Consider the following 24,989-nt stretch of genomic DNA (forward strand, 5'->3'; position numbering starts at 1 on the left):
CCGCACCCGCCCGCAGCACCTCGGCGGCTGAAGCAGAACCTAGTGGAGGTCTTCCGACAAAGACTTCGCGGCTTGGGTGAGGAGAGGGACGGCTCGTTCGACGAGGTCTTCGGTCATGCGGCCGGCGGGGCCCGAGATGGAGATGGCCAGTGGGGACGGGGCGTCGGGGACGGCGACTGCCACACAGCGGACGCCGACTTCTTGTTCGCCTTCGTCCATTGCGTAGCCGTGGTCCGAGGCCTGGTGGAGTTGGGTGGTGAAGGCGTCGGGGGTGGTGATCGTGTTGTCGGTGTGTTTGGGCATGCCGGTGCGGTGCAGCAGGTCGCGGACCTGTGACTCGGGGAACTGGGCCAGGATCGCCTTGCCGACGGCGGTGCAGTGCGGCAGGACCCGCCGACCCACCTCGGTGAACATCCGCATCGAGTGCCTCGACGGGACCTGCGCGAGATACACGATCTGGTCGCCGTCGAGCATCGCCATGTTGGCGGATTCGCCGAGTTCGTCGACGAGGTGGGCGAGGTGCGGGCGGGCGAACACGCTCAGCATGTGCGACGAGCTCTCGCCGAGCCGGATCAGTTTCGGGCCGAGGATGTACTGCCGGGACGGCTCTTGACGGAGGTAGCCGAGGTCCACGAGGGTTCGGACCAGTCGGTGGATCGTCGGCAGCGGCAGGCCGGAGGCCGTGGCCAGCTGGGACAGGCCCATCATGCCGCCCGCGTCGGCCATGGTCTCGAGCAGCCCGAAGGCGCGCTCGATGGACTGCACACTGCCGGTACGGGCCTTGCCGCCGTCGTTCGTCTCCGCCATGGGACCTCCACCTTTCCGGATGACGGAAGCTTAGCGCCAGAATCCGGAAGCGCCAGGGTGTTGTATCTTCCGCAAAGTAGATATTAGTCTCCACAATACGGAAAAGGGAGGCCCTATGGACGAACTGCTGGCTGAGTTGGACCGGCGCCTGGCCGCTGCGGACGCGGCGCTGACCGCCGATTACCGAGGCGATCGCGGCGTCCGCCAGCCGATCCACACGGTGTACGTGCCGGCCGATCGGTACGACGCTCGCACTGTAGGCGACTGGGGTTCGCAGGCGCGCGCGGCGCTCGACGAGTACGCCGGATCGGCCGCGGAGCTCGCGAAGGTGCTGGATCTCCCCGCCGAGTTCGCGGACGACGTCTACGACCGCGTCCGCGCGAAGCTGGAGCGCGAACCGATCGAGGATCTGCGGATCGACTTCGAGGACGGCTACGGCAACCGCCCGGACGACGAGGAGGATGCCGCCGCGATCGCCGCCGCGGAGGTCAAGCCGGGGACGCCGTTCCACGGCCTGCGGATCAAGTCGCTCGAGGCGCCGACCCGTCGCCGCGCGGTCCGCACTCTCGACCTGTTCGTCAAAACAGCCACGATCGCCGACGGCTTCGTGATCACGCTGCCGAAGGTGACCTCGGTCGAGCAGGTCGAGGCGATGGTGCTCGTGCTCGAGACCCTCGAGCAGCAGTACGGCGTACCGCGGCTCAAGTTCGAGATCCAGGTCGAGACGCCGCAGGCGATCCTCGGCTCCGACGGCACCGCGTTGATCGCCCGGATGGTGAAGGCCGGCGGCGATCGCGTGACCGGCTTGCACTACGGCACATATGACTACTCCGCCTCGCTCGGCGTCGCGGCGGCGTACCAGAGCATGGAGCACCCGGTCGCGGACCACGCCAAGGACGTGATGCAGCTGGCCGCGGCCGGTACGGGCGTCTTCGTATCCGATGGTTCGACCAACGTTCTCCCGGTCGGCGACGCCGTACACGATGCGTGGCGGCTGCATTTCCGGCTGGTACGGCGTTCGCTCGCCCGCGGGATCTACCAGGGCTGGGACATGCATCCCGCGCAGCTCCCGACCCGCTTCGCGGCGACGTACCTGTTCTATCGGGAGGGCTTCGCTCAAGCCGCTCGCCGACTGCGCGCGTACCTGGGCCACGGTGAATCCGGCTACCTCGACGAGCCGGCCACAGCGGCGGCGCTCGCCGGGTTCGTACTGCGCGGCATCGAGTGCGGCGCGATCGACACGACCGAGTTCGACACAACTGGTCTCGCGAAGCTTGCCCGGAGGGCGGTCCCGGAGAGCTAGCCTCGCCACATGAGACTCGTTGCGGAGTTCACCACCGAACCCTTCGATGTGAAGGGTTCGCCGCCCGCGCACGCGACCGAGGCGTTGCGGGCGGCCGAGGAGGCGGGCCTCGACTGCGAGTTCGGCCCGCTCGGGACGCAGGTGAGCGGCGAGCAGCATCTGCTGCTGCCCGCGCTTCCGAAGGTGCTCGAGGCGGCGTTCGCCGGTGGCGCGAGTCAGGTGACGTTGCAGGTACGGCGCGATGCCTGAGCAGCTGCACCCGCTCGTCGAGGCGATCACGCCACTGGTCGAGCGGCTGAACGCGGAGCTCGTCGCGCCTACAGACGCCCGCGCCGACGACATCCCGCTGGTGTGGGACGGGAAGCCGGTGGCCGCCGTACGCCTGCCCAGCCCCGCCGCCGACAGCAACCCAGCCGCCGCGACCGGGGTCCAGGGTTTGTTGGCGGAGGTCGCCGGTGAGCTGGGTGGTCCGCTCGATCAGCTCTCGCGGAGCGACAAGCAGCAGGCGGTGTTGATGCTCGAGGCGCGCGGTGCGTTCGAGTTCCGGAAATCGGCGGAGATCGTGGCCGAGGCGCTCGGCGTCACCCGCTTCACCGTCTACAACTACCTGAACCGCGCCCGCTGATTTTCAACAAACTGTTGACGATGCGCGGGTCGAGTGTCACGCTCTCGTCATACGGAAAGTCGATTTCGGGATTCGAGAAGGTGTGTGATCCGTGGACCTGGAGGAGTTCAACTCCACTCCGGCCGACCGGCTGCGGCCGGCCCTGGCGGCCTGCTGTGACGTGCCCGAGTGGGTCGACGGAATCCTGGCCAAGCGGCCGTACGGCGACCTCGCCGCACTGACCGCGGTCGCGGACCAGTCGCTCCGGGAGCTCGACGACAGTGACGTCGATCGTGCTCTGCAGGCGCATCCGCGGATCGGGGACCGCGCGCAGGGCGTGAGTACCGAGGCGTCCTGGTCGCGGAAGGAGCAGTCCGGCGTCGGCGACGACCCGGGCGCCCGGCGAGAGCTTGCCGAAGGCAACCGTCAGTACGAGGAGCGGTTCGGCCGGGTGTTCCTGATCTGCGCCACGGGGCTGTCTGCTCAGGACATGCTCACCAGTCTCCGCGAGCGTCTGCTGCACGACGACGCGACCGAGGCGAAGGTCGTTCACGAGGAGCTGCGCAAGATCGCGCTGCTCCGGCTGGCCAAGGTGGTGGACGCATGAGTTCGCTCAGCACGCACGTGCTCGACACCGCGCTGGGTCGACCGGCGCAGGGTGTTCCGGTGCGGCTCTACCAGGACGACGTCGTACTGGCGACCGGTGCGACGAACGACGACGGGCGGATCGCGGAGCTCGCGCCGAAGCTGGAGCACGGTACCTACCGGCTCTGGTTCGACGTCGCGTCGTACGCCGCCGCGACCGGTCAGGACATCTTCTTTCCCGAGGTCTCCGTGACCTTCACGGTCGCCGACGAGCGGCACTACCACGTCCCCCTGCTGCTCAGCCCGTTCGCGTTTTCCACCTACCGAGGGAGCTGACCCCATGGCCATCCACCTGGGCGCCAACCAGTACGGCAAAGCCGAGAGCCGCGTTGTCCGGATCTACCGTGACACGCCCCGCCACCAGATCCGCGACCTGAACGTTTCGACCGCGCTGCGCGGCAACTTCGAGGCCGCGCACACGACCGGCGACCAGAGCGACGTGCTGCCGACCGACACGCAGAAGAACACCGCGTTCGCCTTCGCGAAGGAGAAGGGCGTCGGCGCGATCGAGGACTACGCGCTGACGCTCGGCGCACACTTCCTCGAGGCGTCGCCGGCCGCCGAGGGTGCGCGGATCGAGGTCGAGGAGTACGCCTGGGACCGGATCCAGGTCGACGGTCAGGACCACGACCACTCGTTCGTCCGGACGGGCGGCGGCGTGCGTACGACGGTCGTCAACGTCGAGGGCCGTGGCGCGGAGCGGAAGTCGTACGTCGTGTCGGGGATCAGCGATCTCGTCGTACTGAAGTCGACCGGGTCGGAGTTCCACGGGTTCCTGAAGGACAAGTACACGACGCTGCCGGAGACGAACGACCGGATTCTCGCGACCTCACTGGTCGCGCGCTGGCGCTACGACCACACCGACGTCGACTGGGACAAGTCGTACGACGCGATCAAGGGGCTGCTGCTCTCGCGGTTCGCCACGATCCACAGCCTCGCGCTGCAGCAGACGCTGTACGGCATGGGTGAGGCGGTGCTCGAGCAGCACCCGGAGGTTGCCGAGATCAAGTTCTCCGCGCCGAACAAGCACCACTTCCTGGTCGACCTCTCGCCGTTCGGGGTCGAGAACCCGGGTGAGGTCTTCATCGCCGCGGATCGCCCGTACGGGCTGATCGAGGCGACCGTGACGCGCGACGACGCGAGCGACGCGGGCAGCGCGTGGCACGCCGTACCAGGGTTCTGCTGAAGATGTCGACAATCGTGATCGAGGGCGCCTACGTGGCGACCCTCGATCCGGTCCGGCGCGAGTTCGTCGGACATGTTGTTGTCAAAGGCAAGCAGATCGTTGCGATCGGCCCCGGTCCGGCGCCGGCGTACGACGGTGCCCGGGTCGTCAACGGCTCGGGATGCCTCGTCACACCGGGCTTCGTGAACACGCATCAGCACCTGTACCAATGGGTGACGCGCGGGCTCGCCGCGGACGCGACGCTGTTCGAGTGGCTGACGACGCTGTACCCGGTCTGGGCGCGGATCTCCGAGGAGACCGTGTACGTCGCCGCGCGGGCGGCGCTCGCTCAACTCGCGAGGACCGGTTGCACCACCGCGGCCGACCATCATTACGTCTTCCCGCGCGAAGGCGGGGATGTGCTCGCGGCGGAGATCGCTGCGGCGTCCGAGGTCGGCCTGCGTTTCCATCCGGCTCGCGGGTCGATGGACCGCGGTCAGAAGGACGGAGGCCTCCCACCGAACTCAGTGGTCGAGGACCGCGACGAGATCCTCGCCGCGACCGAAGCCGCGATCGACCGCTGGCACGATCCGTCGCCGGATTCGATGCTGCAGCTCGTGGTCGCGCCGTGCTCGCCGTTCAGCGTGAGTGGCGAACTGATGCGCGACTCGGCCGAGCTGGCCCGGCGTCGCGGCGTACGCATGCACACCCACCTCGCCGAGACCACTGATGAGACGGACTGGTGCCGGGAGACGCACGGGTGCAGACCACTCGAGTACGCCGACGGCCTGGGCTGGACCGGGCAGGACGTGTGGTTCGCGCACGGCATCCACTTCGACGACACCGAGATCAAGCACCTCGGTAGCACCGGCACCGGCGTAGCCCACTGCCCCAGCTCGAACGCCCGCCTCGGCGCCGGCATCGCCCGTACCGCCGACCTCCGCGCCGCCGGTTCTCCGGTCGGACTGGGGGTAGATGGGGCCGCCAGCAACGAATCCGGCAGCCTGGTCGAAGAAGTCCGCCACGCGTTGCTCTTCGCGAGGGCTCGCGGTGGTCCTCAGTCCTTGACCGTCAGAGCCGCCTTGGAGATGGCGACCCTCGACGGAGCCCGCATCCTCGGCCGCTCGGACGACATCGGTTCCCTGGAACCCGGCAAACTCGCCGACCTGGCCGTGTGGAACCTCAACACCCTGCCCCACGCCGGCATCCCGGACCCGATCGCCGCGCTCGTCCTCAGCACACCCCCGCCCCTCGAGCTCCTCCTCGTCAACGGCCGCCCGGTCGTAGAGCACGACGTACTGCTCACCGCCGACCCAGCCGCCCTCGCCGCTGAAGTCGCTCGCACACAGTCCAAGCTTCTCGCCTGAGTGGCGCCAGCCCCCGGGGACTGCCGATAGGCAATGCCTTATCGGCAGTCCCCGGCCGGGTTGTCCACAGGTGTGCGATCCCTCGTCGTGCGGCGGGTGCGACGCAGGCATGTTCTTGGGTATGAACCGGAGATTGGAAGTGATCGCGGCAGGCCGGGGTGGGTGGTTCACTCGCCCGGACGCGCTCGCCGCCGGGTACAGCGACAGCCAGGTGCGGCAGCGGGTGCAGAGCGGGCAGTGGATCAGGATGAGTTTCAACTCGTACGTCGATCCGCGCGGCTGGCCTGCTGACGAGCCGCTGTGGGAGCGTGCGATCCGGCTCCATCGGCTGCGCGTGCGGATGGCCCGGGAACGACTCGGGGCCGTCGTGGTCAGCCATCAGTCAGCGGCGCTGCTCCATGGGCTACCGGTCTGGGGCACCGACCTTGCTGCCGCCCATTTCACCCGTCTGGGGGCCGGGCAGTCTCGATCTGGTCGCCAGATCCGTGTGCATCGCGGTGCGCTCGCCGCCGACGAGATCGTGGAGCTGAACGGGCTGCAGGTTACCGCGTGCGAGCGCGCGGTAGTGGAGACCGCGTGTACGACGTCGTACGAGGTCGGGGTTGTCCTGGCCGACGGCGCATGGCGACTGGGGTTGTCGGCCCGCGATCGACTCGCGGCCGTCGTACGGCGTCATCGTCACTGGCACGGCCTGCCGGCGGCGCGTGCGGCCGTGGAGTTCGCGGACGGCCGCAGCGAGTCTGTCGGCGAGTCTCGCCTGCGTGTCCTGATGGCCAACCACGGCCTGCCCGCACCGGAGTTGCAGGTCGAGATCCGCGACGAGGCGGGCCGATTCATCGGCCGCGTCGACTTCCTCCTGGTCGGGACACTGGTCGTCGAGTTCGACGGAGCGGTGAAGTACGGCGACACCGCGGACGCCGTACTGGCGGAGAAGCGGCGCGAGGACCGCCTCCGGGAACGTGGCTACGGCGTCATTCGCATCAACTGGGCCGACCTGGGCCGCCCGCACGAGACGGCCGCGCGCCTCTGGCGGGCGGTGTCGATGTACGCGGTGGGGACTGGCGATAGGCAATAGCTTGTGGCCAGTCACAAACTCTGTAGGTCAACAACACCGGCCGGCCCTTGGACAAGTAGCAGCTTGTCCAAGGGCGGCCGGCTGTCAGTGGAGGAGGGTGCCGTCGATCCAGACGGCCTGGACGTCCGCCGGGGTTCCCAGGGTGAAGATCCGGGCCAGCGCTTCCTCGGTGTCTTCGGCGTGGGTGATCGCGACCGCCAACGGTGAGCCGTCGGCCGGCCGGAGGAGTTGGGCGTCGAAGTGCTGGCCGACGCTCAGGTGGCCGACGTGCGGGAGGTCCAGGGCCTCGGCGCCGGCGGCGGTGGACAGGTAGAGCAGGTGGGCCGCAGTCAGCGGGCGGCCCTGGTCGGCGAGCAGCTGCTGGCAGAAGTACGCCTGCAGACCTTCCTTCAGGAGCGAGAAGCCCGTGCCGGCGCCGACATCGGATCCCAGCGCGACGCGTACGCCGTACTGCAGGTGCCGACTCAGCGGGAACAGCCCACTGCCGAGGGCCGCGTTGCTGGTCGGGCAGTGTGCGACCGTGGCGCCGCTGGTAGCCAGCACCTTGAGCTCCACGTCCGTCGGGTGGACGTTGTGGGCGAGCACAGTACGGCGGTCCACCAGCCCGTGCCGGTCGTACGTCGTGACGTAGTCGGCGCCGCCGAACAGGTCGGCGACCGATGCGATCTCCGCCTCGTTCTCGTTCACGTGCGAGGTGAAGAGTGCGCCGGGGATCGCCTCCATCAGTTCGCGGCAGGTGGCGAGGAGGTCGTCGGTGCAGGAGAGCGAGAAGCGGGGCGTCACGGCGTACCGGTTGCGGCCGACGCCGTGCCAGCGGTTGGCGAGGGCGAGCGATTCGGCGTACGCACGGACCGGGGTGGTGAGGAGCTCGGGCCGCAGCAGTCGGTCGCTGAGCACCAGACCCGAGGTCACCCGCAGACCGACGCCGGACGCGGCCTTGAACAGCGCGTCGACCGCGTCGGAGTAGTGCGCGCCGAAGACGAGCGCCGACGTGGTCCCGGCTGCGGCGAGGCCGCGGACGAACTCGTTGGCGACACCAGTGGCGTACTCGACGTCCGCCATCCGCGCTTCCTCCGGCAAGGCGTACCGGTCCAGCCACTCGAGCAGCGGCAGGCCGAGACCGCCGACGGCGCGGATCTGCGGGAAGTGCACGTGGGTGTCGACGAAGCCCGGGAGTACGACTCCGTCGGTCAGGTCGACGACCTGCTCGGCGGGGTGCGCGCTGCGAATCTCCAAGAAGGGGCCGCGAGCAACGATCACGCCGTCCTGGACCAGCAGTCCCGTGTCGCTGTCAACCCGGAGGCTCCCGCCGTTGAACGGGTTCTCCGGCGTGTCGATGAACGTGCCACGGAAGATAGTCATGCCTTCGCCTCACGATGAGCCGAGGCGGGGCGACGCTCGGCAGGTTGGGCCGACGCGGGATGCCGGTCGGCGGTAAAACGTTCGAGCAGCCAGGCGGCCACACTGACCGCGATGACGGCCGGCTCCTTGCCGGTCACGCTCGGAATGCCAATGGGTGTGGTGATCCGGGCGATCGCCTCCGCCGAGTTGCCGTCCTCGGCGAGTTTGCGCTGGAAGCGGGTCCATTTGGCGCTGGACCCGATCAGGCCGATCGTGGCGAGCGCGTCGTTGCGGATGGCAACGTCGCAGAGCGCGGCGTCCTCGGCGTGGTCGTGGGTCATGATCACCGCGTGGGTGCCCGGCGGCAGTTCACCGACGACGAGCTCCGGGAGCACCGGCACGTTGTGCACATGAACCTGTGCGACGGCGTCGTCGAGCACCTGCAGGCGCTCGGTCGTGAGTTGATCGGCGCGGGAGTCGACGAGATGCAGCTCGATGTCGTGCCGCGCGAGGATCCGCGCGAGCTCGAGCCCGACGTGGCCGACTCCGAAGATCGCCACGGAAGGCACCACGGGCAACGGCTCCAGCAACAGCTTCACCTCACCACCACAACACTGAACCCCGTGCTGGTACGGCGCTTTGTCGGACAACGCGGCCGTCAACACCTCGGGCGCCGTCACCCCGTCCGCGATCATCTCCCGCGACCGCTCCACCGCCACTGCCTCGAGGTTGCCCCCGCCAACAGTTGCCCAGACGTTGTCGGCAGCAACCACCATCTTCGCCCCGGCCTCCCGAGGAGCATGCCCGCGCACCGACACCACGGTCACCAACACACCGGCCGCCCGGCCGGCACGCAGCCGTTGGATCGCCTTCACCCACTCCATCTCGATCACCCTCCCGTTCCGGGAGCGACGGGGGTGGCAGTCCAGTCGGCCGCGCCTGAGCGCGCCTTCTCCAGCGCCCAGTAGACCGCTTCCGGTGTGGCCGGCGATGGCAGGTCGACGCTGGTTCCGGCTGGGCCGAAGGCGGCGGCTGCGTGTCGCAGCGCCTCTCGGACGGAGAACGCGAGCATGAGTGGCGGTTCGCCGACGGCTTTCGAGCCGTAGACGGCGCCTTCCTCGTGGGCCTTCTCCAGCAGCCGGACGTTGAAAACCTCCGGCATCTCCGAGAAGCTCGGGAGCTTGTACGTGCTGGCTGCCTGCGTGGACAACCGTCCGCGCCGGTCGCCGGTCGATTCGTCCCACCGCAGGTCTTCGAGCGTCAACCACCCGGCGCCCTGCACGAAACCGCCCTCGATCTGCCCGATGTCGATCAGCGGGCTCAGGCTGTCGCCGACGTCATGCACGATGTCGACCCGGCGCAACGTGTACGCCCCGGTGAACCCATCAACCTCGACCTCGGACGCCGCGACGCCGTACGCGAAGTACTTGAACGGCTCGCCGCGCATCGCGTTGGCGTCCCAGTGCAGCCCTTCGGTCCGGTAGAACCCGGCCGCCCACAGCTGCACCCGCTGCATGTACGCCATAGCGACCAGCTCGTTCCACGGCACCCCGTCGCCCGACAACCCTCGTACGTCGCCATCGACGAACCGCACATCGGACGGGCTGATCCCGAGCCGCCCGCCGGCGACCTGCGCCAGCCGCTCCCGGATCTGCTCACACGCATTCTTGATCGCCGCACCGTTCAGATCGGCACCGGACGACGCAGCGGTCGCGGACGTGTTCGGCACCTTGTCCGTACGCGTCGGTGCCAACCGAACCCGCGTCAACGGCACACCCAGTGTGGTCGCAGCGACCTGCAGCATCTTCGTGTGCAGGCCCTGCCCCATCTCGGTGCCGCCGTGGTTGATCAGCACGGACCCGTCCTTGTAAACATGGACGAGCGCCCCGGCCTGGTTGAACGCGGTCAGGTTGAACGAGATCCCGAACTTCACCGGAGTCATCGCGAGCCCACGCTTCACGTGCTCATGCGTCGCATTGAAGGCCTCGATCTCAGCAACCCGCCCACCGATGTCACCACCGTCGATGACCTGGCTCCAGCACGACTCGAGCCGATCCGCGTGCCGCACCGGTTGCCCGTACGGCGTGGAGTCGCCCGGCTGGTAGAAGTTGCGCCGCCGCAGCTCCGAGCCGTCGTACCCGAGGAGCGGCGCGCAGCGACCGAGGATGTCCTCGATGACCAGCATCCCCTGCGGACCGCCGAACCCGCGGAACGCGGTCTGCGACGTCTTGTTGGTCTGCGCGATCTGCCCGTCGACGCGGACATGCGGGATCTCGTACGCGTTGTCGATGTGACACATCGCCCGCGCCAGCACCGGCTCCGACAGGTCGAGACTCCACCCGCCGTCCGCGGTCAGCGTCGCGTCCAGCGCCACCAGGCGACCGTCCTCGGAGAAGCCGACCGTCCAGGACGAGTGGAACCCGTGCCGCTTGCCCGACATCGTCATGTCCTGCGTCCGGTTCAGCCGAAGCCGCACCGGCCGCCCGGTCAGCGTCGCGCCGAGTGCCGCGATCGCGGCGAACCCGTGCGGCTGCATCTCCTTGCCGCCGAAACCGCCGCCCATTCGCAGACACTGCACGGTCACCGAGTGACTGGCCAGCCCAAGCACGTGCGCGACGATCTCCTGCGTCTCTGACGGATGCTGCGTACTCGACTGCACGAAGATCTGCCCGTACTCGTCGACGAGCGCCAACGCAGCATGCGTCTCCAGGTAGAAGTGCTCCTGCCCGGCGAACTCGAACTCGCCGCTGAACACGTGCGCCGCCCCGGCAAGAGCGCCCTCGACGTCACCCCGCTCCAGATGCCGCCCGATGCCCTGGAAGCTCCCCGCCTCGATCGCCTCGCGAACCGTCACCAACGACGCCAGCGGCTCGTACTCGACCTCGACCGCCAACGCCCCGAGCCGCGCTGCCTCCAACGTCTCCGCAAGCACCCAGCACACCGCATGCCCGTTGAACATCACCTCGCCCGGGAACAACGGCTCGTCATGCTTCACCCCGGCGTCGTTCACCCCAGGTACGTCGTCCGCCGTCAGCACCCGCACAACGCCGGGAACGTCGTACGCCGGCTTCACGCGTAACGCGGTCACCCGCGCGTGCGTGTGCGGCGACTGGACCGGCCAGGCATGCAGCACGTCCTTCGTCCGCATCACCAGATCGTCTGTATACAAAGCAGCTCCGGTCACATGCAGCGCAGCGCTCTCATGCGGCATCGGAACCCCGACGACCGGCTGGAGCGGCCGCTCCGACAACGAGCTCATGACGCCACCCCCTGGAAGTAGAACCGCAGCAACGACTGCCCGAGCATCGCCGAGCGGTACGACGAACTCGCGCGGTGATCGTCCATCGGCGTACCCTCCGCCGCCATCACCGCCGCCGCGGTCCGCACGGTCTCCTCGGTCCACGGCTGCCCGATCAACGCGGCCTCGGTCTCCCGGGCCCGCAACGGCGTCGCAGCGACCCCACCGAGCCCGATCTTCGCGTCCCGCACCACGCCGTCCCGTACGTCGACGGCGTACCCGATCGCGACGCTGGAGATGTCGTCGAAGCGCCGTTTGGCGATCTTGTGGAACGCCGTCATCGGTGCCAAGGGCAACGGAACGACAATCGTCTTGATCAGCTCGTCGGCAGCCTTCACGGTCTGCCGATACCCGGTGAAGTAGTCGCTGAGCGCCACCGTCCGCTCGCCGCGACCAGATGCCAGCACCAACGAAACATCCAGCGCCAGAAGCGCAGGCGGTGTGTCTCCGATCGGCGATCCGGTCCCCAGGTTCCCGCCGATCGTCGCGCCGTTCCGGATCAACCGCGACGCGAACTGCGGGAACATCTCACCCAGCAGCGGCACCCGCCCCGCCAGCCGCCGCTCGATCTCGGTCAGCGTCAGCGCCGCACCCAACCGGACCTCGTCCTCCCCGAAGGAGAACTCGCGCAGCTCCTCCAGCCGGTCGATCGCGATCGTCAGCGGCGGCCGGGACCCGAAGATGTTCACCTGCACACCGAGGTCGGTAGACCCGGCAACTATCACCGCATCGTTGCGCTCGCCCAGAACGGTCAGTACTTCGTTGAGCGATGCCGGCCGGATGAACTCACCCTCAGGTGACGACATACCGGTGGCCGCCGGCGCGGGCGGGGGCGAGTCGCGGCGTACGGCGAAGGCGTCGTTCTCCGGCGGATCTTCGAGGGCGTACGCCGCGTCGCGGATCGGGCGGTAGCCGGTGCACCGACACAGGTTGCCGCTCAGCGAGTGCAGATCGAAACCGTTCGGCCCGTGCTCGTGATCGTCGTTCCCACCACAGGTGCGACCCGGGCGGTAGTACTCCGCCGCCATGCTGCAGACGAAACCGGGTGTGCAGTAGCCGCACTGCGAACCGCCGCGGACCGCCATCTCCTTCTGCACCGGGTGCAGTGCCTCGGGCGATCCGAGGCCCTCGGAGGTGATCAGCTCCTGACCGTCCAGCGACGCGACCGGCAGGAGGCACGCGTTGACCGCGGTCCACTCGGTCGGAGTGTCGGTGCCGGCCCGGGCGACGAGGATCGAGCATGCGCCGCACTCGCCCTCGGCGCACCCCTCCTTGGCGCCGGTCAGGCCGCGGTCACGCAGCCAGTCCAGCACCGTCGTGTGCACGGGGATGTCGCCAAGAGCGGTGAGCTCGCCGTTCACGGTCACAGCAGGGGCGCGCAGTGCTTGGGTAGTCATCGGTTGCTGCTCCAACGGGTTCGTGCGCTGTGGATCGGGTTGGCGTCGGACACGAAGTCGTCGAACCGGTAGCCGGCGATCTTCGCGATCTCGAGCAGCGCGGCGGCGTGCTCCTGGTTCTCGCAGTTGCCCAGCCGCTCGCGCCCCTGCTCGACGATCCGGTCGTACGACTCGGCGTCGCGGACCGAGATCACCAACGGGAACCCGAAGCGCTGCTCGTACTCCGACGTGATCGCGGCCAGCTGGTCGCGCTCCGGATCGCCGAGGAACGTCAGGCCCTTGTCCGACTGGTCCCGCAGCGACGCCTCGCCGCTGAGGCCGTCGGCAACAAACTGCGACCCGAGCTGCGGGTACGCCTGGATCAGTTCGCGCTGCTCGTCGCGGGAACCGGAGAACAACGCCTCCTGGAACGAACGTCGCAGCGCATGCGTGTCGGCGTATGGCCGCATGTCCCAGGCCCGCTCGACGGCCCAGCGCGGACCCTGGAACAGGCCGCCGAACGTCTCGACGAACTCCTCGCGGGTCATCTTGTTCACCTGGTCCAGCCGGACCGTGTCACCCGGTTGCCCCGCGACCGCCGGGCCGAAGTTCTTGCCGACGTGGTGGAACAGGATGTTCAGGAAGATCGCGGTCAGGCTGCCGAGCGTGATGCCGCTGCCGAAGATGATCTCGGCCCAGTCCGGTACGGCCTGCGCGACCTGCGGCTGTGCGGTCACGTACATGGCCAGGCCGACGCTGGTCGCGACGATGACGACGTTCCGGTGATCGTGGAAGTCGACCTTGGTCAGGGTCTGGAAGCCGACCACGGCAACGGTCGCGAACATCGCTAACGCCGCGCCGCCCAGCACCGGGTGCGGTACGCCGGCCACGATCGCGCCGGCCTTCGGCAGCAGCCCGATCAGGATCATGATCGCCCCGGCGGTCGCGACCACCCAGCGGCTGCGGACCCGGGTCAGCCGGACCAGGCCGACGTTCTCGGCGAAGCAGGTGTACGGGAACGAGTTGAAGACGCCGCCGATCGTGGTCGCCAGGCCGTCGGCCCGCAGCGCCCGGGCGATGTCCTCGCGGCCGATCCGCTTCTCGACGATCTCACCGGTCGCGAACACGTCACCGGTGGTCTCCACGGCGGTGATCAGCATGACCACGACCATCGAGATGATCGCCGCCACCGAGAACTTCGGCCAGCCGAAGTAGAACGGCGTCGTCACCCCGGCCCACGCGGCATCCCCGACCGCCCCGAAGTGTGCGTCGCCGAACGCCCAGGCAACCAGGGTCCCGGCGACCAGGCCGATCAGGACGGCGATCGTCGCCATGAAGCCCTTGAAGACGCGCTGGATCAGCACGATCAAGGCCAGCGTCCCCAGCGCGTAGGCCATGTTCTTCGCGCTGGTCGGCGCGGCGTCCGGGCCGGCGCCGCCGACCGCGTCCCCGGCCGCGACCGGCAGCAGCGCGAGGCCGATGATCGTGATGACCGAGCCGGTCACAACTGGCGGGAAGAACCGGATCAGCTTGCTGAAGAACGGTGCGATGAAGAAGGTGGCCAGACCGGCGACCAGGACGGCGCCGTAGATCACCAGCAGGCCGTCGGTCCCGCCGCCCGCGGCGAGGCCGATCGCGATCATCGGCGACACCGCGGTGAACGTCACGCCCTGCAGCAGCGGCAGCCGGACGCCGACCTTCCAGAACCCGACGGACTGGATGATCGAGGCGATGCCGCAGGTGAACAGGTCGGCGTTGATCAGGTGGATCAGCTGCTCGGTAGTGAGACCGATCGCACTGGCGAGCAGGATCGGCACGATCACCGCTCCGGCGTAGAACGCCAGCACGTGCTGGGCGCCGTACACCGCCAGCTTGCCCGGAGGCAGCAGCTGGTCGACGGGGTGGCGGCTGGTCTGCCGGCTACGGGGTCGCAGGACTGCCTTCATCGGGACACGCTCCTCGGGGGTTTTGACCTGCACCCGAGCATCTGCTCACCGCGCTCCGGATTGCACCCGGTGAACCTCCGAAGATGAACGACCGGAGAACGGTTTGTTTTGTGCGATCACACAATCAGAGGGATTTGAGCGCCAGGAACACGTCCACCCGGTCCTCGAGGCTCGACAGATCGCGACCGGTCAGTTGCTCAACGCGTTCGATCCGGTAGCGAACGGTGTTGACGTGCAGATGCAGCGACTCCGCCGTACGGGTCCATGAACACGAGCAGGCGAGGAACGCCTGGAGCGTGGTGAGCAGGTCGGCATGGGTACGGCGGTCGTGCTCGAGGACCGCTCCGAGGACGCGGTTGGTGTACGTACGCCGTACGTCGTCCGGCAATGTCGCGAGCAGGAGGACGTGGGACGCGACCTCGTCCGAGGTGACCACCGACACCGGGGCGCGGCCGGCGCCGGCTGCCCGCTGCGCGAAGCGGGCTTCTTCCAGTGCGCCGGCGAGGGCGTCGACCGAGGTCTCGCCGCTGATGCCGACCGCGAGCCGCCCACGGCTCAGCCCGGGAGCGAGACGCCCGAAGCTCCGTCGTACGTGCTCGGGCAGTTCCGGCGTGTAGGGCAGGAAGCCGACCAGCAAACCGTCGCGTCCTGGCGCGACGACCGCCGGGCCGACCGTCAGCGCGACGTCCTCGAGCAGGCTCAGTGCGACCTCGGTCAGCCCGTCGTCGCGCAGTTCCGCGACCGCTACGACCATCGGTCGCTCAGAGTGCGATCCCGCCTGCTTGAGCCGCGCCGCGACCTCGGCCTGCGGTGCACCGGACTCGACCAGCGCGAGCGCGTCCGCCACCAAGGGGCGCAGCGCCCGGCGGCCTTCGTCCCGACGGGCGCGGTCCAGCGCGGCGATCGCGCACAGTTCGTGCACCGCCTCCACATGGTCGCGGGACCATTCGTTGTGGTCGCCCTCGATCACCAGGACCCAGGCCGTCAGGCGGTTCCCCAGCCCGGATCCGACCGGGAACAGGCTGTACGACGCATCGATCGTCATCGCGACGGCCGGTGTTCGGTCCGCGGTCAGGAACTTGCGGGTCACCGCGTCGATCGCGGCGGCGTCGAGCTCGCCCGGCCCGGGGACGACGTGGCGCCCGGTCGGGGTCAGCACGCGACAGTCGTGCCCGATCTCCGCCGAGATCCTCGCCGCCAACTCGTCGAGGCTGCGGCCGGCCGCGATCGACGACAACAGTTGCCGCTGCCGGACGAGACTCGCCGACAGCCGGGCCCCGGTCTCGGCCGAACCCGCTGCCGCGACGTACTCCGTGACGTCCGCGAACGCGATCTCGATCGGCACCTCGATCAAGGTCACCTCGTGCCGACGGCACGCCTCGAGCAGATCCGTGGGCACATCCCCGAGTTGCGCCTTGCCGGCCAGGATCGTGGTCGCTCCCCGCCCAGCCATCGAGGCCACGAACACCTCGCTGTCCATCGGCCGGCGCCGCCAGACCAGCCCGGTCAGGACGAGTTCGCCGCCGTTCAGGTACCGCCCCGGCTCGAGCAGGTCGGTGGTGACGAGGCGCCCGATCGGGCGATCCAGCACCCCGCCCGCCGAATGCAGCAGCCGCAGCCCGAGCTCGGGCGCATCCAGCAACTCGGTCAGCAGCACGGCACACCTCCTTTAGAGGAACGTACAACGCGCGCGCCCACGTGAGACACCCCCGCGCCGTCGCGGACGCAGCCCTTGACGGTCTCGACCCGGCAACTCTATGGTTTTCGCAGAACAGAAATGAACTTCCGCAATACGGAAATTGGAGTCAGGATGAGCCACCAACTGCGGTACACGGTGAACTGCTCGCTGCTGTTCACCGAGCTGCCTCTGCTGGAGCGGCCGGCGGCCGCCCGCCGGGCCGGGTTCAGCGCGGTCGAGTTCTGGTGGCCGTTCGTCGAGGCGGTTCCGCCGGACCGGCAGGTCGACGCGTTCGTCAACGCGATCACCGACGCCGGTGTCCAGCTGACCGGTCTCAACTTCTTCGCCGGCGACATGCCCGGCGGCGACCGCGGGCTGGTGTCCTGGCCGAAGCGGTCCAGCGAGTTCCGGGACAACGTCGACGTCACCGTCGGCATCGGTGAGCGCCTCGGCACCCAGGGCTTCAACGCCCTGTACGGCAACCGGGTGGACGGCAGCAGCGAGCAGGAGCAGGACGACCTCGCGGTCGAGAACCTCGGCCTCGCTGCCCGGGCCGCCGCCCGGATCGGTGCGACGGTACTCGTCGAGCCGGTCAGCGGCGCCGAGCGGTATCCGCTGAAGACGGCGGCCGACGCCCTCGCCGTGATCGATCGCGTGCAGACGGCGTACGACGTACCGAACGTCGGGCTGCTCGCCGATCTCTACCACCTCGCGGTCAACGGCGACGACGTGAACAAGGTCATCGCCGACAGCACCGACTGGGTCGCCCATGTGCAGATCGCCGACGCGCCCGGCCGCAACGAGCCCGGCACCGGGACGCTCCCGCTCGACCAGCAGCTGACCGCCCTCGAGGCGAACGGCTACTCCGGCTGGGTCGGACTCGAGTACAAGCCGTCCACCACCTCAGACGAAAGCTTCGGCTGGCTGCCTTTCGAGCGCCGCTGACTCACCTAGGAGACTTGCAATGACGAACATCGCCTTCATCGGCCTCGGCATCATGGGCAACCCGATGGCTGTTCACCTCGCCAACGCCGGGCACAACGTGGCCGGCGTGGACCGCAGCCCGGAGCGCGCCGCCGAGCTCATCGCGGCCGGCGGCCGGGCCGCCTCCTCGATCGGGGAAGCCGTCAAGGGTGCCGACGTGATCTGCGTGATGGTGCCGGACTCGCCCGACGTACAGGACGTGCTCGAAGGGGAGAACGGTGTCTTCCAGTCGGCCGAGACCGGCTCGCTGATCATCGACTTCTCCAGCATCCGCCCCGACGTCACGCAGCAGCTCGCCGAGCAGGCTCGCGCCCTCGGCTTCCGGCTGCTCGACGCCCCGGTCTCCGGTGGCGAGGCCGGCGCGAAGAACGCCGCGCTGTCGATCATGGTCGGCGGCGAGGCGGACGACTTCGCGGTCGCGAGGCCGCTGTTCGACGCGGTCGGCAAGACCGTCGTCCACGTCGGCCCGAGCGGTTCGGGGCAGACGGTCAAGGCCGCCAACCAGCTGATCGTGGCCGCGAACATCCAGGCCGTCTCCGAAGCGGTGATCTTCCTGGAGGCGTACGGCGTCGACACCAAGGCCGCCCTCGAGGTCCTGGGCGGCGGCCTCGCCGGTTCCGCCGTACTGAACCAGAAGAAGGAGAACATGCTGTCGCGCTCCTTCCAGCCCGGATTCCGGATCGACCTGCACCACAAGGACATGGGCATCGTCACCGCGGCCGCGCGCGAGGCGGGTGTCGTCGTACCGCTCGGTGCGTTGGTGGCGCAGCTCGTCGCGTCGGCGCGGGCGAACGGTGACGGCGGTCTCGACCACTCGGCTCTGTTGCGCGGCGTCGAGCGGCTGTCCGGGAAGGAGATCGGCTGATGGCACGGATGCGTGCGGTCGACGCCGCAGTACTGATCCTGGAGAAGGAGGGTTCGACGCAGGCGTTCGGGTTGCCCGGCGCGGCGATCAACCCGTTCTACGCCGCGATGCGCGACCACGGCGGGATCAAGCACGTCCTCGCCCGCCACGTCGAGGCCGCCTCACATATGGCCGAGGGCTATACCCGAGCCCGCGCCGGCAACATCGGCGTCTGCATCGGTACGTCGGGTCCGGCCGGCACCGACATGATCACCGGCCTGTACTCCGCGGCCGCGGACTCGATCTCGATCCTGTGCATCACCGGCCAGGCGCCGGTCGCGAAGCTGCACAAGGAGGACTTCCAGGCCGTCGACATCTCGTCGATCGCCAAGCCGGTCGCGAAGTGGGCGGTCACGGTGATGGAGGCGGCGCAGGTGCCGGGTACGTTCCAGAAGGCGTTCCAGGTGATGCGCGAAGGCCGGCCGGGTCCCGTGCTGATCGACCTGCCGCTGGACGTGCAGCTCGCGCAGATCGACTTCGACATCGACACGTACGAGCCGCTTCCGGTCTCTCGCCCTGCTGCGACGCGGGCGCAGGCAGAGCGCGTGCTGCAGATGCTCGGGTCAGCCGCTCAGCCGTTGATCGTGGCGGGTGGCGGCGTGATCAACGCGGATGCCAGCGAGCTGCTGGTCGAGTTTGCGGAGCTGACGGGCATTCCCGTCGTACCGACGTTGATGGGGTGGGGTTCGATCGCGGACGACCACCCGTTGAGCGCGGGGATGGTCGGGCTGCAGACGTCGCATCGCTATGGGAACGCGACGATGCTGGCGTCCGACCTGGTCCTCGGCATCGGCAACCGGTGGGCGAACCGGCACACCGGCGGCCTGGACGTGTACCGCGGTGAGCGGAAGTTCATCCACGTGGACATCGAGCCGACGCAGATCGGGCGGGTGTTCGCGCCGGACTACTCGGTGGTGTCGGACGCGCGTGCGGCGCTGCAGGTGTTCGTCGAGGTGGCGCGCGAGTGGGCCGCTGACGGCAGGCTGGCTGACCGTACTGCGTGGGCCGCGGAGTGCCGCAATCGGCGTACGGCGTTGCAGCGGAAGACGCATTTCGAGAACACGCCGATCAAACCGCAGCGGGTGTACGAGGAGATGAACCGGGCCTTCGGGCCGGATGTGCGGTACGTCAGCACGATCGGGCTGTCGCAGATCCAGGCCGCGCAGATGCTGCACGTGTACCGGCCGAGGCACTGGATCAACGCGGGCCAGGCCGGGCCGCTCGGCTGGACCGTGCCGGCGACGCTCGGGGTCGCTGTTGCGGATCCGGAGAGCACGGTGGTGGCGTTGTCGGGTGACTACGACTTCCAGTTCCTGATCGAGGAGCTGGCGGTCGGGGCGCAGTTCAACATCCCGTACATCCACGTGGTGGTGAACAACTCGTACCTCGGGCTGATCCGGCAGGCGCAGCGGAACTTCGACATGGACTACTGCGTGCAGCTGTCCTTCGAGAACATCAACAGCCCCGAGCTCAACGGGTACGGCGTCGACCATGTGAAGGTCGTGGAAGGCCTTGGCTGCAAGGCACTTCGGGTCTTCGAGCCGGAGGGCATCCTGCCGGCGCTGGAGCAGGCGAAGAAGCTGATGGTCGAGCACCAGGTCCCGATCGTTGTCGAGGTCATCCTGGAGCGCGTCACGAACGTGTCGATGGGTGTCGAGATCGACAACGTGATCGAGTTCGAGGACCTGGCCATCTCGCCGGAGGACGCACCGACGGCTTTGGCTCTGCTGGACTGATGGTCCGGGTAGTAGTTGCCTCCGACAAGTTCAAAGGAAGCCTGACCAGCGCGGAGGTGGCGACCGCGGTCGGCGCCGGGGTACGACGAGTCCACCCCGACGCCACCGTCGTCGCGGTCCCAGTAGCCGACGGCGGCGACGGCACCCTCACCGCCGCCGTCGGCGCCGGCTTCACCCACGTCCCCGTCGTAGCCACAGGCCCCACCGGCCAACCCGTGAAGTCCGGCTACGCCCGCCTGGGGGACACAGCAGTCGTCGAACTGGCAGACGTCTCCGGCCTCGTCCGCCTCCCCCACGGCCACCTGTCCCCGATGACGGCCACCTCATACGGCACCGGCGAACTGATAGCCGCAGCCATCGCCGCGGGCTGCACCCGCATCATCCTCGGCATCGGCGGCAGCGCCTCCACCGACGGCGGCCGCGGCCTCATCGAGGTCCTCATTGGCGCGCGGCTCGACGTGGAAGCGCTTCGGCGGCGGCTTCGTGGTGTTCAGGTTGTTGTTGCTTGTGACGTCGACAACCCGCTGACCGGGCCTCGGGGTGCTGCTGCTGTTTATGGGCCGCAGAAGGGGGCGACGGTGGAGCAGGTCGCCGAGTTGGATGCCAGGTTGGGTGAGTGGGCTGATCTGGTGGCTCGGGTGACTGGGCGGGATGTGCGGGACGCGTCTGGCGCGGGTGCTGCGGGTGGGGTTGGGTTTGCGGCGCTTGCGTTGCTGGGGGCTGAGCTCCGGCCGGGGATTGAGCTGGTGCTGGAGATGGTCGGGTTCGAGGAGCAGGTTGTCGGTGCCGACCTCGTGATCACCGGCGAAGGTGCGCTCGACGAACAGACGCTGCACGGCAAGGCCGTTGCGGGAGTGGCTGCTGCGGCCCGGCGAGCCGATGCCGTTCCAGTTGTCGCGGTTTGTGGTGTGAACCGGCTGGAGGCTGATGAACTGCAGGAGGCCGGCGTGCGAGCGGCGTACGCACTCACCGAGCTCGAGCCCGACGTCCACCGCTGCATCGCCGAGCCCGAACCGCTGCTCGAACAGCTTGGCGAACGGATCGCGGTCGAGCACCTTACGATGACGAGAAGGGAGAGAGGGATCGCATGAACGCTCTTGATCTTGTGATTCGGGCTCGTCGCCTGGTGCGCTCCGGCGGCGAGCAGGCGGGTGCGCTCGGCGTACGGGACGGTCGCATCGTCGCGATCGCGCCGTACGACGCCGACCTCCAGGCGACCACCGACGTACGCCTCGCCGACGACGAAGTACTGCTCCCCGGCCTCGTCGACTCCCACGTGCACGTGAACGATCCCGGCCGGACCGACTGGGAAGGCTTCACGTCCGCGACCAAGGCAGCGGCTCGCGGCGGCGTCACCACGATCATCGACATGCCGCTCAACAGCATCCCGCCGACCTGCGACGTGCCGGCGCTCGCGCTCAAACGCAAGACCGCGGAAACCCAGGCGTACGTCGACGTCGGCTTCTGGGGCGGCGCGATCCCGGGCAACGTGCCCGACCTGCGCCCACTCCACGACGCGGGCGTCTTCGGCTACAAATGCTTCCTGCTGCACTCGGGCGTCGACGAATTCCCGCCGCTCGACCGCGCGCAACTCGAGGCCGCGATGCGCGAGATCAGCAGCTTCGACGGACTGCTCATCGTCCACGCCGAAGACGCGCACCGGATCGACGAAGCCACCCCGCCGAACGGCGCCAACTACGAAGCCTTCCTCAACTCCCGCCCGCGCACCGCCGAGAACGATGCCGTTGCCGAGGTCATCGACCTGGCCCGCGAGACCGGCTGCCGCGTCCACATCCTGCACGTCTCCAGCGCCGAGGTCCTCCCACTGCTCGTGAAGGCCCGCAACGACGGCGTCCGGATCACCGCGGAGACCTGCCCGCACTACCTGAGCTTCACTGCCGAGGACATCCCCGACGGCGCCACGCAGTACAAGTGCTGCCCGCCGATCCGCGAGGCCGCCAACCGCGAGCTCCTCTGGGACGGCCTGCGCGACGGCACGATCGACCTGGTCGTCTCCGACCATTCGCCGTCGACGATCGGCCTGAAGCACCTCGACACCGGCGACTTCGGCACCGCCTGGGGCGGGATCGCATCGCTCCAGCTCGGTCTGTCCGCTGTCTGGACCGAGGCCCGTCGCCGCGGCTTCACGCTCGCCGACGTCGTCCGCTGGATGGCCGCAGCGCCCGCCAAGCAGACCGGTCTGACGACCAAGGGCGGCCTCGAGATCGGGTACGACGCCGACTTCTGCGTCCTCGCCCCGGACGAGACCTTCACCGTCGACGCGACCCGACTCCAGCACAAGAACGCCATCACGCCGTACGACGGACGCACGCTCACCGGCGTCGTCCGGAGTACCTGGCTCCGCGGCAGCCCGGTCGACATCGCCGTCGACCCGCGCGGCCGCCTGCTGACCCGAGGAGAACGATGAGCTACTACGCCCCGAAGGGCGGCCTGCCCGCGCAGACCGACCTGACCACCGATCGCGCGGTCTTCACCGAGGCGTACGCCGTCCTGCCGCGCGGCACGATGCGGGACATCGTCACCAGCCGGCTGCCGTTCTGGGACGACACGCGGTTGTGGGTGATCGCCCGTCCGCTGTCCGGGTTCGCGGAGACGTTCTCGCAGTACATCGTCGAGGTCGGTCCGGGTGGCGGGAGCGACAAGCCGGAGACCGACCCGGCCGCCGAGGCCGTGCTATTTGTTGTCTCAGGCAACGTTGTGCTGACGGTCGCGGGTGAGAAGCACACGCTGACCGAGGGCGGGTACGCGTACCTGCCGCCGGGCGGGGACTGGACGGTGCGGAACACGAGCGACGCGGTGGCGACGTTCCACCTGGTGCGGAAGGCGTACGAGCGGATCGACGGGATCGACGTACCGCCGGCGCTGGTCACCAACGAGGCGGACGTCGAGGGCCGGCAGATGCCGGACACCGAGGGGCGCTGGAAGACGCAGCGGTTCGTGGACCCGGACGACGTACGGCACGACATGCACGTGAACATCGTCAGCTTCGAGCCGGGCGGGGTGATCCCGTTCCCGGAGACGCATGTGATGGAGCACGGGCTGTATGTGCTCGAGGGCAAGGCGATCTACCTGCTGAACAAGGATTGGGTGGAGGTCCAGGAGGGCGACTTCATGTGGCTCCGCGCCTTCTGCCCCCAGGCCTGCTACGCCGGCGGCCCCGGCCGCTTCCGCTACCTCCTCTACAAGGACGTAAACCGCCACCCCAAACTCACCCTCTGAGGTCGCCTGATCTGCAGGCAGACAGGTAGTGCACTGCCGAGACGCCGTACGCCCCGGCTCAGGTGCACTAGCTGGCAGCCGACACCTCCTGTCCAGATGCTGGCTTTCAGTCGGCGATGCGGACCAGGCGTTGGGGCGGGGTGAGGGGGTCGGTGATGAGGCGGGCGTGGCGTTCGACGTCGTAGCGGGTGCCGTCGAAGGATAGGCGTTGGCGTTCGATGCCTTCGGAGAGGAAGCCGGCGCCGGCAGCGACCGCGCAGGATGCCGGATTGTTCAACTGGTGACCGAGCTCGAGCCGGTACAGCCCGGCCTCCTCGTGCGCCCAGCCGGCGAGCGCGCGGAGGGCGTCCCGGGCGACGCCGTGGCCGCGGACGTCGGCGAGGGTCCAGTACCAGGTCCAGCCGACCCGGTGCCGGTCGATGTTCGTCACGGCGACGCAGCCGATCGGGTGATCATCGGCGTCCGCCACGGCGTACACGTGCCCGTTGTCCAGGTCCGCGACCCGCCCGATCCAGTCGACCGCGGACGCCCGGTCCACGATCCCGCCCTGGCTCACCATCTCAGGATCCGCATGCGCCGCGGCCAGCCGCAACGCATCACCGGTCCGCCACCGCCGCAGCCCCAGCTCCCCGAGCGCGTATCCCATCCATCGAATCTACCGCCGGGTCTAGACCGATGGACGCGCGTACGGCGCGTTCCGTCCGCCGGAGCAGGAGAGGATAGGGCCTATGGGATATCTGGATTTCAGGGATCAGGTTGTCGTGGTGACCGGGGCCAGTAGCGGGATCGGGGCCGCGGCGGCGGTGGGGTTCGCGGAGACGGGGGCGTCGGTCGCGCTGCACTACCACCAGAACGAGGAGGGTGCGAAGCACACCGTGGGGGCAGTGCAGACGGCCGGCGGTACGGCGTCGTTGCACCAGGCGGACCTGGCCGATCCGAAGTCGGCGGACGCGTTCATCGACGAGGTGCTCGCGCAGCACGGGCGGATCGACGTACTCGTGAACAACGCCGGCGACCTGGTCCACCGGTCGCCGATCGCCGACGTACCGGACGAGGAGTTCCACCGGATCCTGGACGTGAACCTGACCTCGGTGTTCGCGCTGAGCCGGCGGATCGTGCCGGTGTTCCGGGCGCAGGGCGGCGGCTCGATCATCAACGTCACCTCGATCGCCGGGCGGACCGGCGGAGCGGGCGGGTCGGTTGTCTACGCGACCAGTAAGGGCGCCGTCAGCACCTTCACCCGCGGCCTGGCCAAGGAGCTCGCTCCCGAGGGCATCCGGGTGAACGCGATCGCCCCGGGCGTGATCAAGACGCCGTTCCACGAACGCCACACCGCCGACGCCCAGATGCAGGCCATGCTCGCCACCATCCCCATGGGCCGCACCGGCACACCCCACGAATGCGTCGGCACGATCCTCTTCCTCGCCTCCGACCGCATGTCCTCCTACGTAACCGGCCAAATCATCGAAATCAACGGCGGCCAGTTGACTCCCTAGACATCCAGTCGCAGTTGCCTACGC

At 68.8% G+C, this 24,989-nt stretch carries 23 protein-coding genes; 15 read left to right on the forward strand and 8 right to left on the reverse strand.

The genetic code is table 11. From position 1 onward, the window contains the following. Window positions 1–39: 39 nt before the first annotated feature. The gene (locus tag OHA10_RS12830) at window positions 40–807 is read right to left on the reverse strand and encodes an IclR family transcriptional regulator (protein ID WP_371406413.1); all 768 of its coding nucleotides are present in this window, start codon (window positions 805–807) and stop codon (window positions 40–42) included. A 115-nt stretch (window positions 808–922) separates the two neighbouring features. On the opposite strand from OHA10_RS12830, the gene OHA10_RS12835 reads away from it, so the two are divergent. From OHA10_RS12835 to OHA10_RS12870, 8 genes are all read left to right on the forward strand, one after another. Further along, window positions 923–2,110 (forward strand): aldolase, encoded by a 1,188-nt coding sequence (locus OHA10_RS12835; RefSeq protein ID WP_371406414.1) that lies wholly within the window; start codon window positions 923–925, stop codon window positions 2,108–2,110. A 9-nt stretch (window positions 2,111–2,119) separates the two neighbouring features. Next, window positions 2,120–2,359 carry a thiamine-binding protein gene (locus OHA10_RS12840; RefSeq protein ID WP_371406415.1) on the forward strand — a complete coding sequence of 80 codons (240 nt, stop codon included), beginning with the start codon at window positions 2,120–2,122 and terminating at the stop codon, window positions 2,357–2,359. Then, window positions 2,352–2,735: a helix-turn-helix domain-containing protein gene (locus OHA10_RS12845; RefSeq protein ID WP_371406416.1), complete on the forward strand. Its 384-nt coding sequence runs from the start codon at window positions 2,352–2,354 to the stop codon at window positions 2,733–2,735. The genes OHA10_RS12840 and OHA10_RS12845 overlap by 8 nt, the downstream gene beginning before the upstream one ends. A 91-nt stretch (window positions 2,736–2,826) precedes the next feature. Next, window positions 2,827–3,321 carry a 2-oxo-4-hydroxy-4-carboxy-5-ureidoimidazoline decarboxylase gene (gene uraD, locus OHA10_RS12850; protein WP_371406417.1) on the forward strand — a complete coding sequence of 165 codons (495 nt, stop codon included), beginning with the start codon at window positions 2,827–2,829 and terminating at the stop codon, window positions 3,319–3,321. Continuing rightward, window positions 3,318–3,635, forward strand: coding sequence for a hydroxyisourate hydrolase (gene uraH, locus OHA10_RS12855; protein WP_371406418.1), 318 nt, complete (start codon window positions 3,318–3,320; stop codon window positions 3,633–3,635). The genes uraD (OHA10_RS12850) and uraH overlap by 4 nt, the downstream gene beginning before the upstream one ends. 4 nt (window positions 3,636–3,639) lie before the next feature. Next, window positions 3,640–4,545 carry a factor-independent urate hydroxylase gene (pucL, locus tag OHA10_RS12860; protein WP_371406419.1) on the forward strand — a complete coding sequence of 302 codons (906 nt, stop codon included), beginning with the start codon at window positions 3,640–3,642 and terminating at the stop codon, window positions 4,543–4,545. A gap of 2 nt (window positions 4,546–4,547) precedes the next feature. Next, the gene (locus tag OHA10_RS12865) at window positions 4,548–5,891 is read left to right on the forward strand and encodes an 8-oxoguanine deaminase (protein ID WP_371406420.1); all 1,344 of its coding nucleotides are present in this window, start codon (window positions 4,548–4,550) and stop codon (window positions 5,889–5,891) included. A 121-nt stretch (window positions 5,892–6,012) separates the two neighbouring features. Continuing rightward, entirely contained in the window at window positions 6,013–6,966 is a 954-nt protein-coding gene (locus tag OHA10_RS12870; protein WP_371406421.1) for a type IV toxin-antitoxin system AbiEi family antitoxin domain-containing protein, read from the forward strand. Window positions 6,967–7,050: 84 nt separating this feature from the next. Here the strand turns inward: OHA10_RS12870 and guaD are convergent, their stop codons facing one another. From guaD to OHA10_RS12900, 6 genes are all read right to left on the reverse strand, one after another. Further along, complete coding sequence (gene guaD, locus OHA10_RS12875) at window positions 7,051–8,328, reverse strand: guanine deaminase (protein ID WP_371406422.1); 1,278 nt, start codon at window positions 8,326–8,328, stop codon at window positions 7,051–7,053. Beyond that, on the reverse strand, window positions 8,325–9,191 hold the full coding sequence (xdhC, locus tag OHA10_RS12880; RefSeq protein WP_371406423.1) for a xanthine dehydrogenase accessory protein XdhC: 867 nt from the start codon (window positions 9,189–9,191) through the stop codon (window positions 8,325–8,327). Before xdhC ends, guaD begins: the two co-directional genes overlap by 4 nt. Window positions 9,192–9,196: 5 nt before the next feature. Next, window positions 9,197–11,566, reverse strand: coding sequence for a xanthine dehydrogenase molybdopterin binding subunit (xdhB, locus tag OHA10_RS12885; RefSeq protein ID WP_371406424.1), 2,370 nt, complete (start codon window positions 11,564–11,566; stop codon window positions 9,197–9,199). After that, window positions 11,563–13,002: a xanthine dehydrogenase small subunit gene (locus OHA10_RS12890; RefSeq protein WP_371406425.1), complete on the reverse strand. Its 1,440-nt coding sequence runs from the start codon at window positions 13,000–13,002 to the stop codon at window positions 11,563–11,565. Before OHA10_RS12890 ends, xdhB begins: the two co-directional genes overlap by 4 nt. After that, a complete protein-coding gene (gene uraD, locus OHA10_RS12895) occupies window positions 12,999–14,927 on the reverse strand; it encodes a 2-oxo-4-hydroxy-4-carboxy-5-ureidoimidazoline decarboxylase (RefSeq protein ID WP_371406426.1) in 1,929 nt (642 codons plus the stop codon). The genes OHA10_RS12890 and uraD (OHA10_RS12895) overlap by 4 nt, the downstream gene beginning before the upstream one ends. 124 nt (window positions 14,928–15,051) lie before the next feature. Continuing rightward, entirely contained in the window at window positions 15,052–16,584 is a 1,533-nt protein-coding gene (locus OHA10_RS12900; RefSeq protein ID WP_371406427.1) for a PucR family transcriptional regulator, read from the reverse strand. Between the two features lie 153 nt (window positions 16,585–16,737). Between OHA10_RS12900 and OHA10_RS12905 the strand changes: the two genes are divergently transcribed. From OHA10_RS12905 to OHA10_RS12930, 6 genes are read left to right on the forward strand one after another with little or no spacing between them, the layout of a single operon-like run. Continuing rightward, on the forward strand, window positions 16,738–17,550 hold the full coding sequence (locus OHA10_RS12905) for a hydroxypyruvate isomerase family protein (RefSeq protein WP_371406428.1): 813 nt from the start codon (window positions 16,738–16,740) through the stop codon (window positions 17,548–17,550). Window positions 17,551–17,569: 19 nt separating this feature from the next. Further along, a complete protein-coding gene (locus OHA10_RS12910) occupies window positions 17,570–18,454 on the forward strand; it encodes a 2-hydroxy-3-oxopropionate reductase (protein WP_371406429.1) in 885 nt (294 codons plus the stop codon). Continuing rightward, a complete protein-coding gene (gcl, locus tag OHA10_RS12915; RefSeq protein ID WP_371406430.1) occupies window positions 18,454–20,229 on the forward strand; it encodes a glyoxylate carboligase in 1,776 nt (591 codons plus the stop codon). The genes OHA10_RS12910 and gcl overlap by 1 nt, the downstream gene beginning before the upstream one ends. Then, a complete protein-coding gene (locus tag OHA10_RS12920; protein ID WP_371406431.1) occupies window positions 20,229–21,320 on the forward strand; it encodes a glycerate kinase in 1,092 nt (363 codons plus the stop codon). The genes gcl and OHA10_RS12920 overlap by 1 nt, the downstream gene beginning before the upstream one ends. Then, window positions 21,317–22,657 (forward strand): allantoinase AllB, encoded by a 1,341-nt coding sequence (gene allB / locus OHA10_RS12925; RefSeq protein WP_371406432.1) that lies wholly within the window; start codon window positions 21,317–21,319, stop codon window positions 22,655–22,657. Before OHA10_RS12920 ends, allB begins: the two co-directional genes overlap by 4 nt. Continuing rightward, complete coding sequence (locus OHA10_RS12930) at window positions 22,654–23,469, forward strand: bifunctional allantoicase/(S)-ureidoglycine aminohydrolase (protein WP_371406433.1); 816 nt, start codon at window positions 22,654–22,656, stop codon at window positions 23,467–23,469. The genes allB and OHA10_RS12930 overlap by 4 nt, the downstream gene beginning before the upstream one ends. Before the next feature lie 106 nt (window positions 23,470–23,575). On the opposite strand, the gene OHA10_RS12935 is transcribed toward OHA10_RS12930, so the two are convergent. Beyond that, complete coding sequence (locus tag OHA10_RS12935; protein ID WP_371406434.1) at window positions 23,576–24,115, reverse strand: GNAT family N-acetyltransferase; 540 nt, start codon at window positions 24,113–24,115, stop codon at window positions 23,576–23,578. A gap of 82 nt (window positions 24,116–24,197) precedes the next feature. On the opposite strand from OHA10_RS12935, the gene OHA10_RS12940 reads away from it, so the two are divergent. Then, window positions 24,198–24,965, forward strand: coding sequence for an SDR family NAD(P)-dependent oxidoreductase (locus OHA10_RS12940; protein ID WP_371406435.1), 768 nt, complete (start codon window positions 24,198–24,200; stop codon window positions 24,963–24,965). Window positions 24,966–24,989: the final 24 nt, after the last annotated feature.

Source organism: Kribbella sp. NBC_00662 (genome assembly GCF_041430295.1).
Lineage (GTDB): Bacteria > Actinomycetota > Actinomycetes > Propionibacteriales > Kribbellaceae > Kribbella.

Bases quoted from the DNA above. Each gene is read 5' to 3' on its own strand.
- OHA10_RS12865 (WP_371406420.1), top strand. From the start codon at position 4,548: ATGTCGACAATCGTGATCGAGGGCGCCTACGTGGCGACCCTCGATCCG.
- uraH (WP_371406418.1), top strand. From the start codon at position 3,318: ATGAGTTCGCTCAGCACGCACGTGCTCGACACCGCGCTGGGTCGACCG.
- OHA10_RS12840 (WP_371406415.1), top strand. From the start codon at position 2,120: ATGAGACTCGTTGCGGAGTTCACCACCGAACCCTTCGATGTGAAGGGT.
- OHA10_RS12835 (WP_371406414.1), top strand. From the start codon at position 923: ATGGACGAACTGCTGGCTGAGTTGGACCGGCGCCTGGCCGCTGCGGAC.
- gcl (WP_371406430.1), top strand. From the start codon at position 18,454: ATGGCACGGATGCGTGCGGTCGACGCCGCAGTACTGATCCTGGAGAAG.
- guaD (WP_371406422.1), bottom strand. From the start codon at position 8,328: ATGACTATCTTCCGTGGCACGTTCATCGACACGCCGGAGAACCCGTTC.
- OHA10_RS12905 (WP_371406428.1), top strand. From the start codon at position 16,738: ATGAGCCACCAACTGCGGTACACGGTGAACTGCTCGCTGCTGTTCACC.
- OHA10_RS12830 (WP_371406413.1), bottom strand. From the start codon at position 807: ATGGCGGAGACGAACGACGGCGGCAAGGCCCGTACCGGCAGTGTGCAG.
- OHA10_RS12870 (WP_371406421.1), top strand. From the start codon at position 6,013: ATGAACCGGAGATTGGAAGTGATCGCGGCAGGCCGGGGTGGGTGGTTC.
- OHA10_RS12845 (WP_371406416.1), top strand. From the start codon at position 2,352: ATGCCTGAGCAGCTGCACCCGCTCGTCGAGGCGATCACGCCACTGGTC.
- OHA10_RS12930 (WP_371406433.1), top strand. From the start codon at position 22,654: ATGAGCTACTACGCCCCGAAGGGCGGCCTGCCCGCGCAGACCGACCTG.
- OHA10_RS12920 (WP_371406431.1), top strand. From the start codon at position 20,229: ATGGTCCGGGTAGTAGTTGCCTCCGACAAGTTCAAAGGAAGCCTGACC.
- pucL (WP_371406419.1), top strand. From the start codon at position 3,640: ATGGCCATCCACCTGGGCGCCAACCAGTACGGCAAAGCCGAGAGCCGC.
- OHA10_RS12940 (WP_371406435.1), top strand. From the start codon at position 24,198: ATGGGATATCTGGATTTCAGGGATCAGGTTGTCGTGGTGACCGGGGCC.
- OHA10_RS12935 (WP_371406434.1), bottom strand. From the start codon at position 24,115: ATGGGATACGCGCTCGGGGAGCTGGGGCTGCGGCGGTGGCGGACCGGT.
- xdhB (WP_371406424.1), bottom strand. From the start codon at position 11,566: ATGAGCTCGTTGTCGGAGCGGCCGCTCCAGCCGGTCGTCGGGGTTCCG.
- uraD (WP_371406426.1), bottom strand. From the start codon at position 14,927: ATGAAGGCAGTCCTGCGACCCCGTAGCCGGCAGACCAGCCGCCACCCC.
- OHA10_RS12910 (WP_371406429.1), top strand. From the start codon at position 17,570: ATGACGAACATCGCCTTCATCGGCCTCGGCATCATGGGCAACCCGATG.
- xdhC (WP_371406423.1), bottom strand. From the start codon at position 9,191: ATGGAGTGGGTGAAGGCGATCCAACGGCTGCGTGCCGGCCGGGCGGCC.
- allB (WP_371406432.1), top strand. From the start codon at position 21,317: ATGAACGCTCTTGATCTTGTGATTCGGGCTCGTCGCCTGGTGCGCTCC.
- OHA10_RS12890 (WP_371406425.1), bottom strand. From the start codon at position 13,002: ATGACTACCCAAGCACTGCGCGCCCCTGCTGTGACCGTGAACGGCGAG.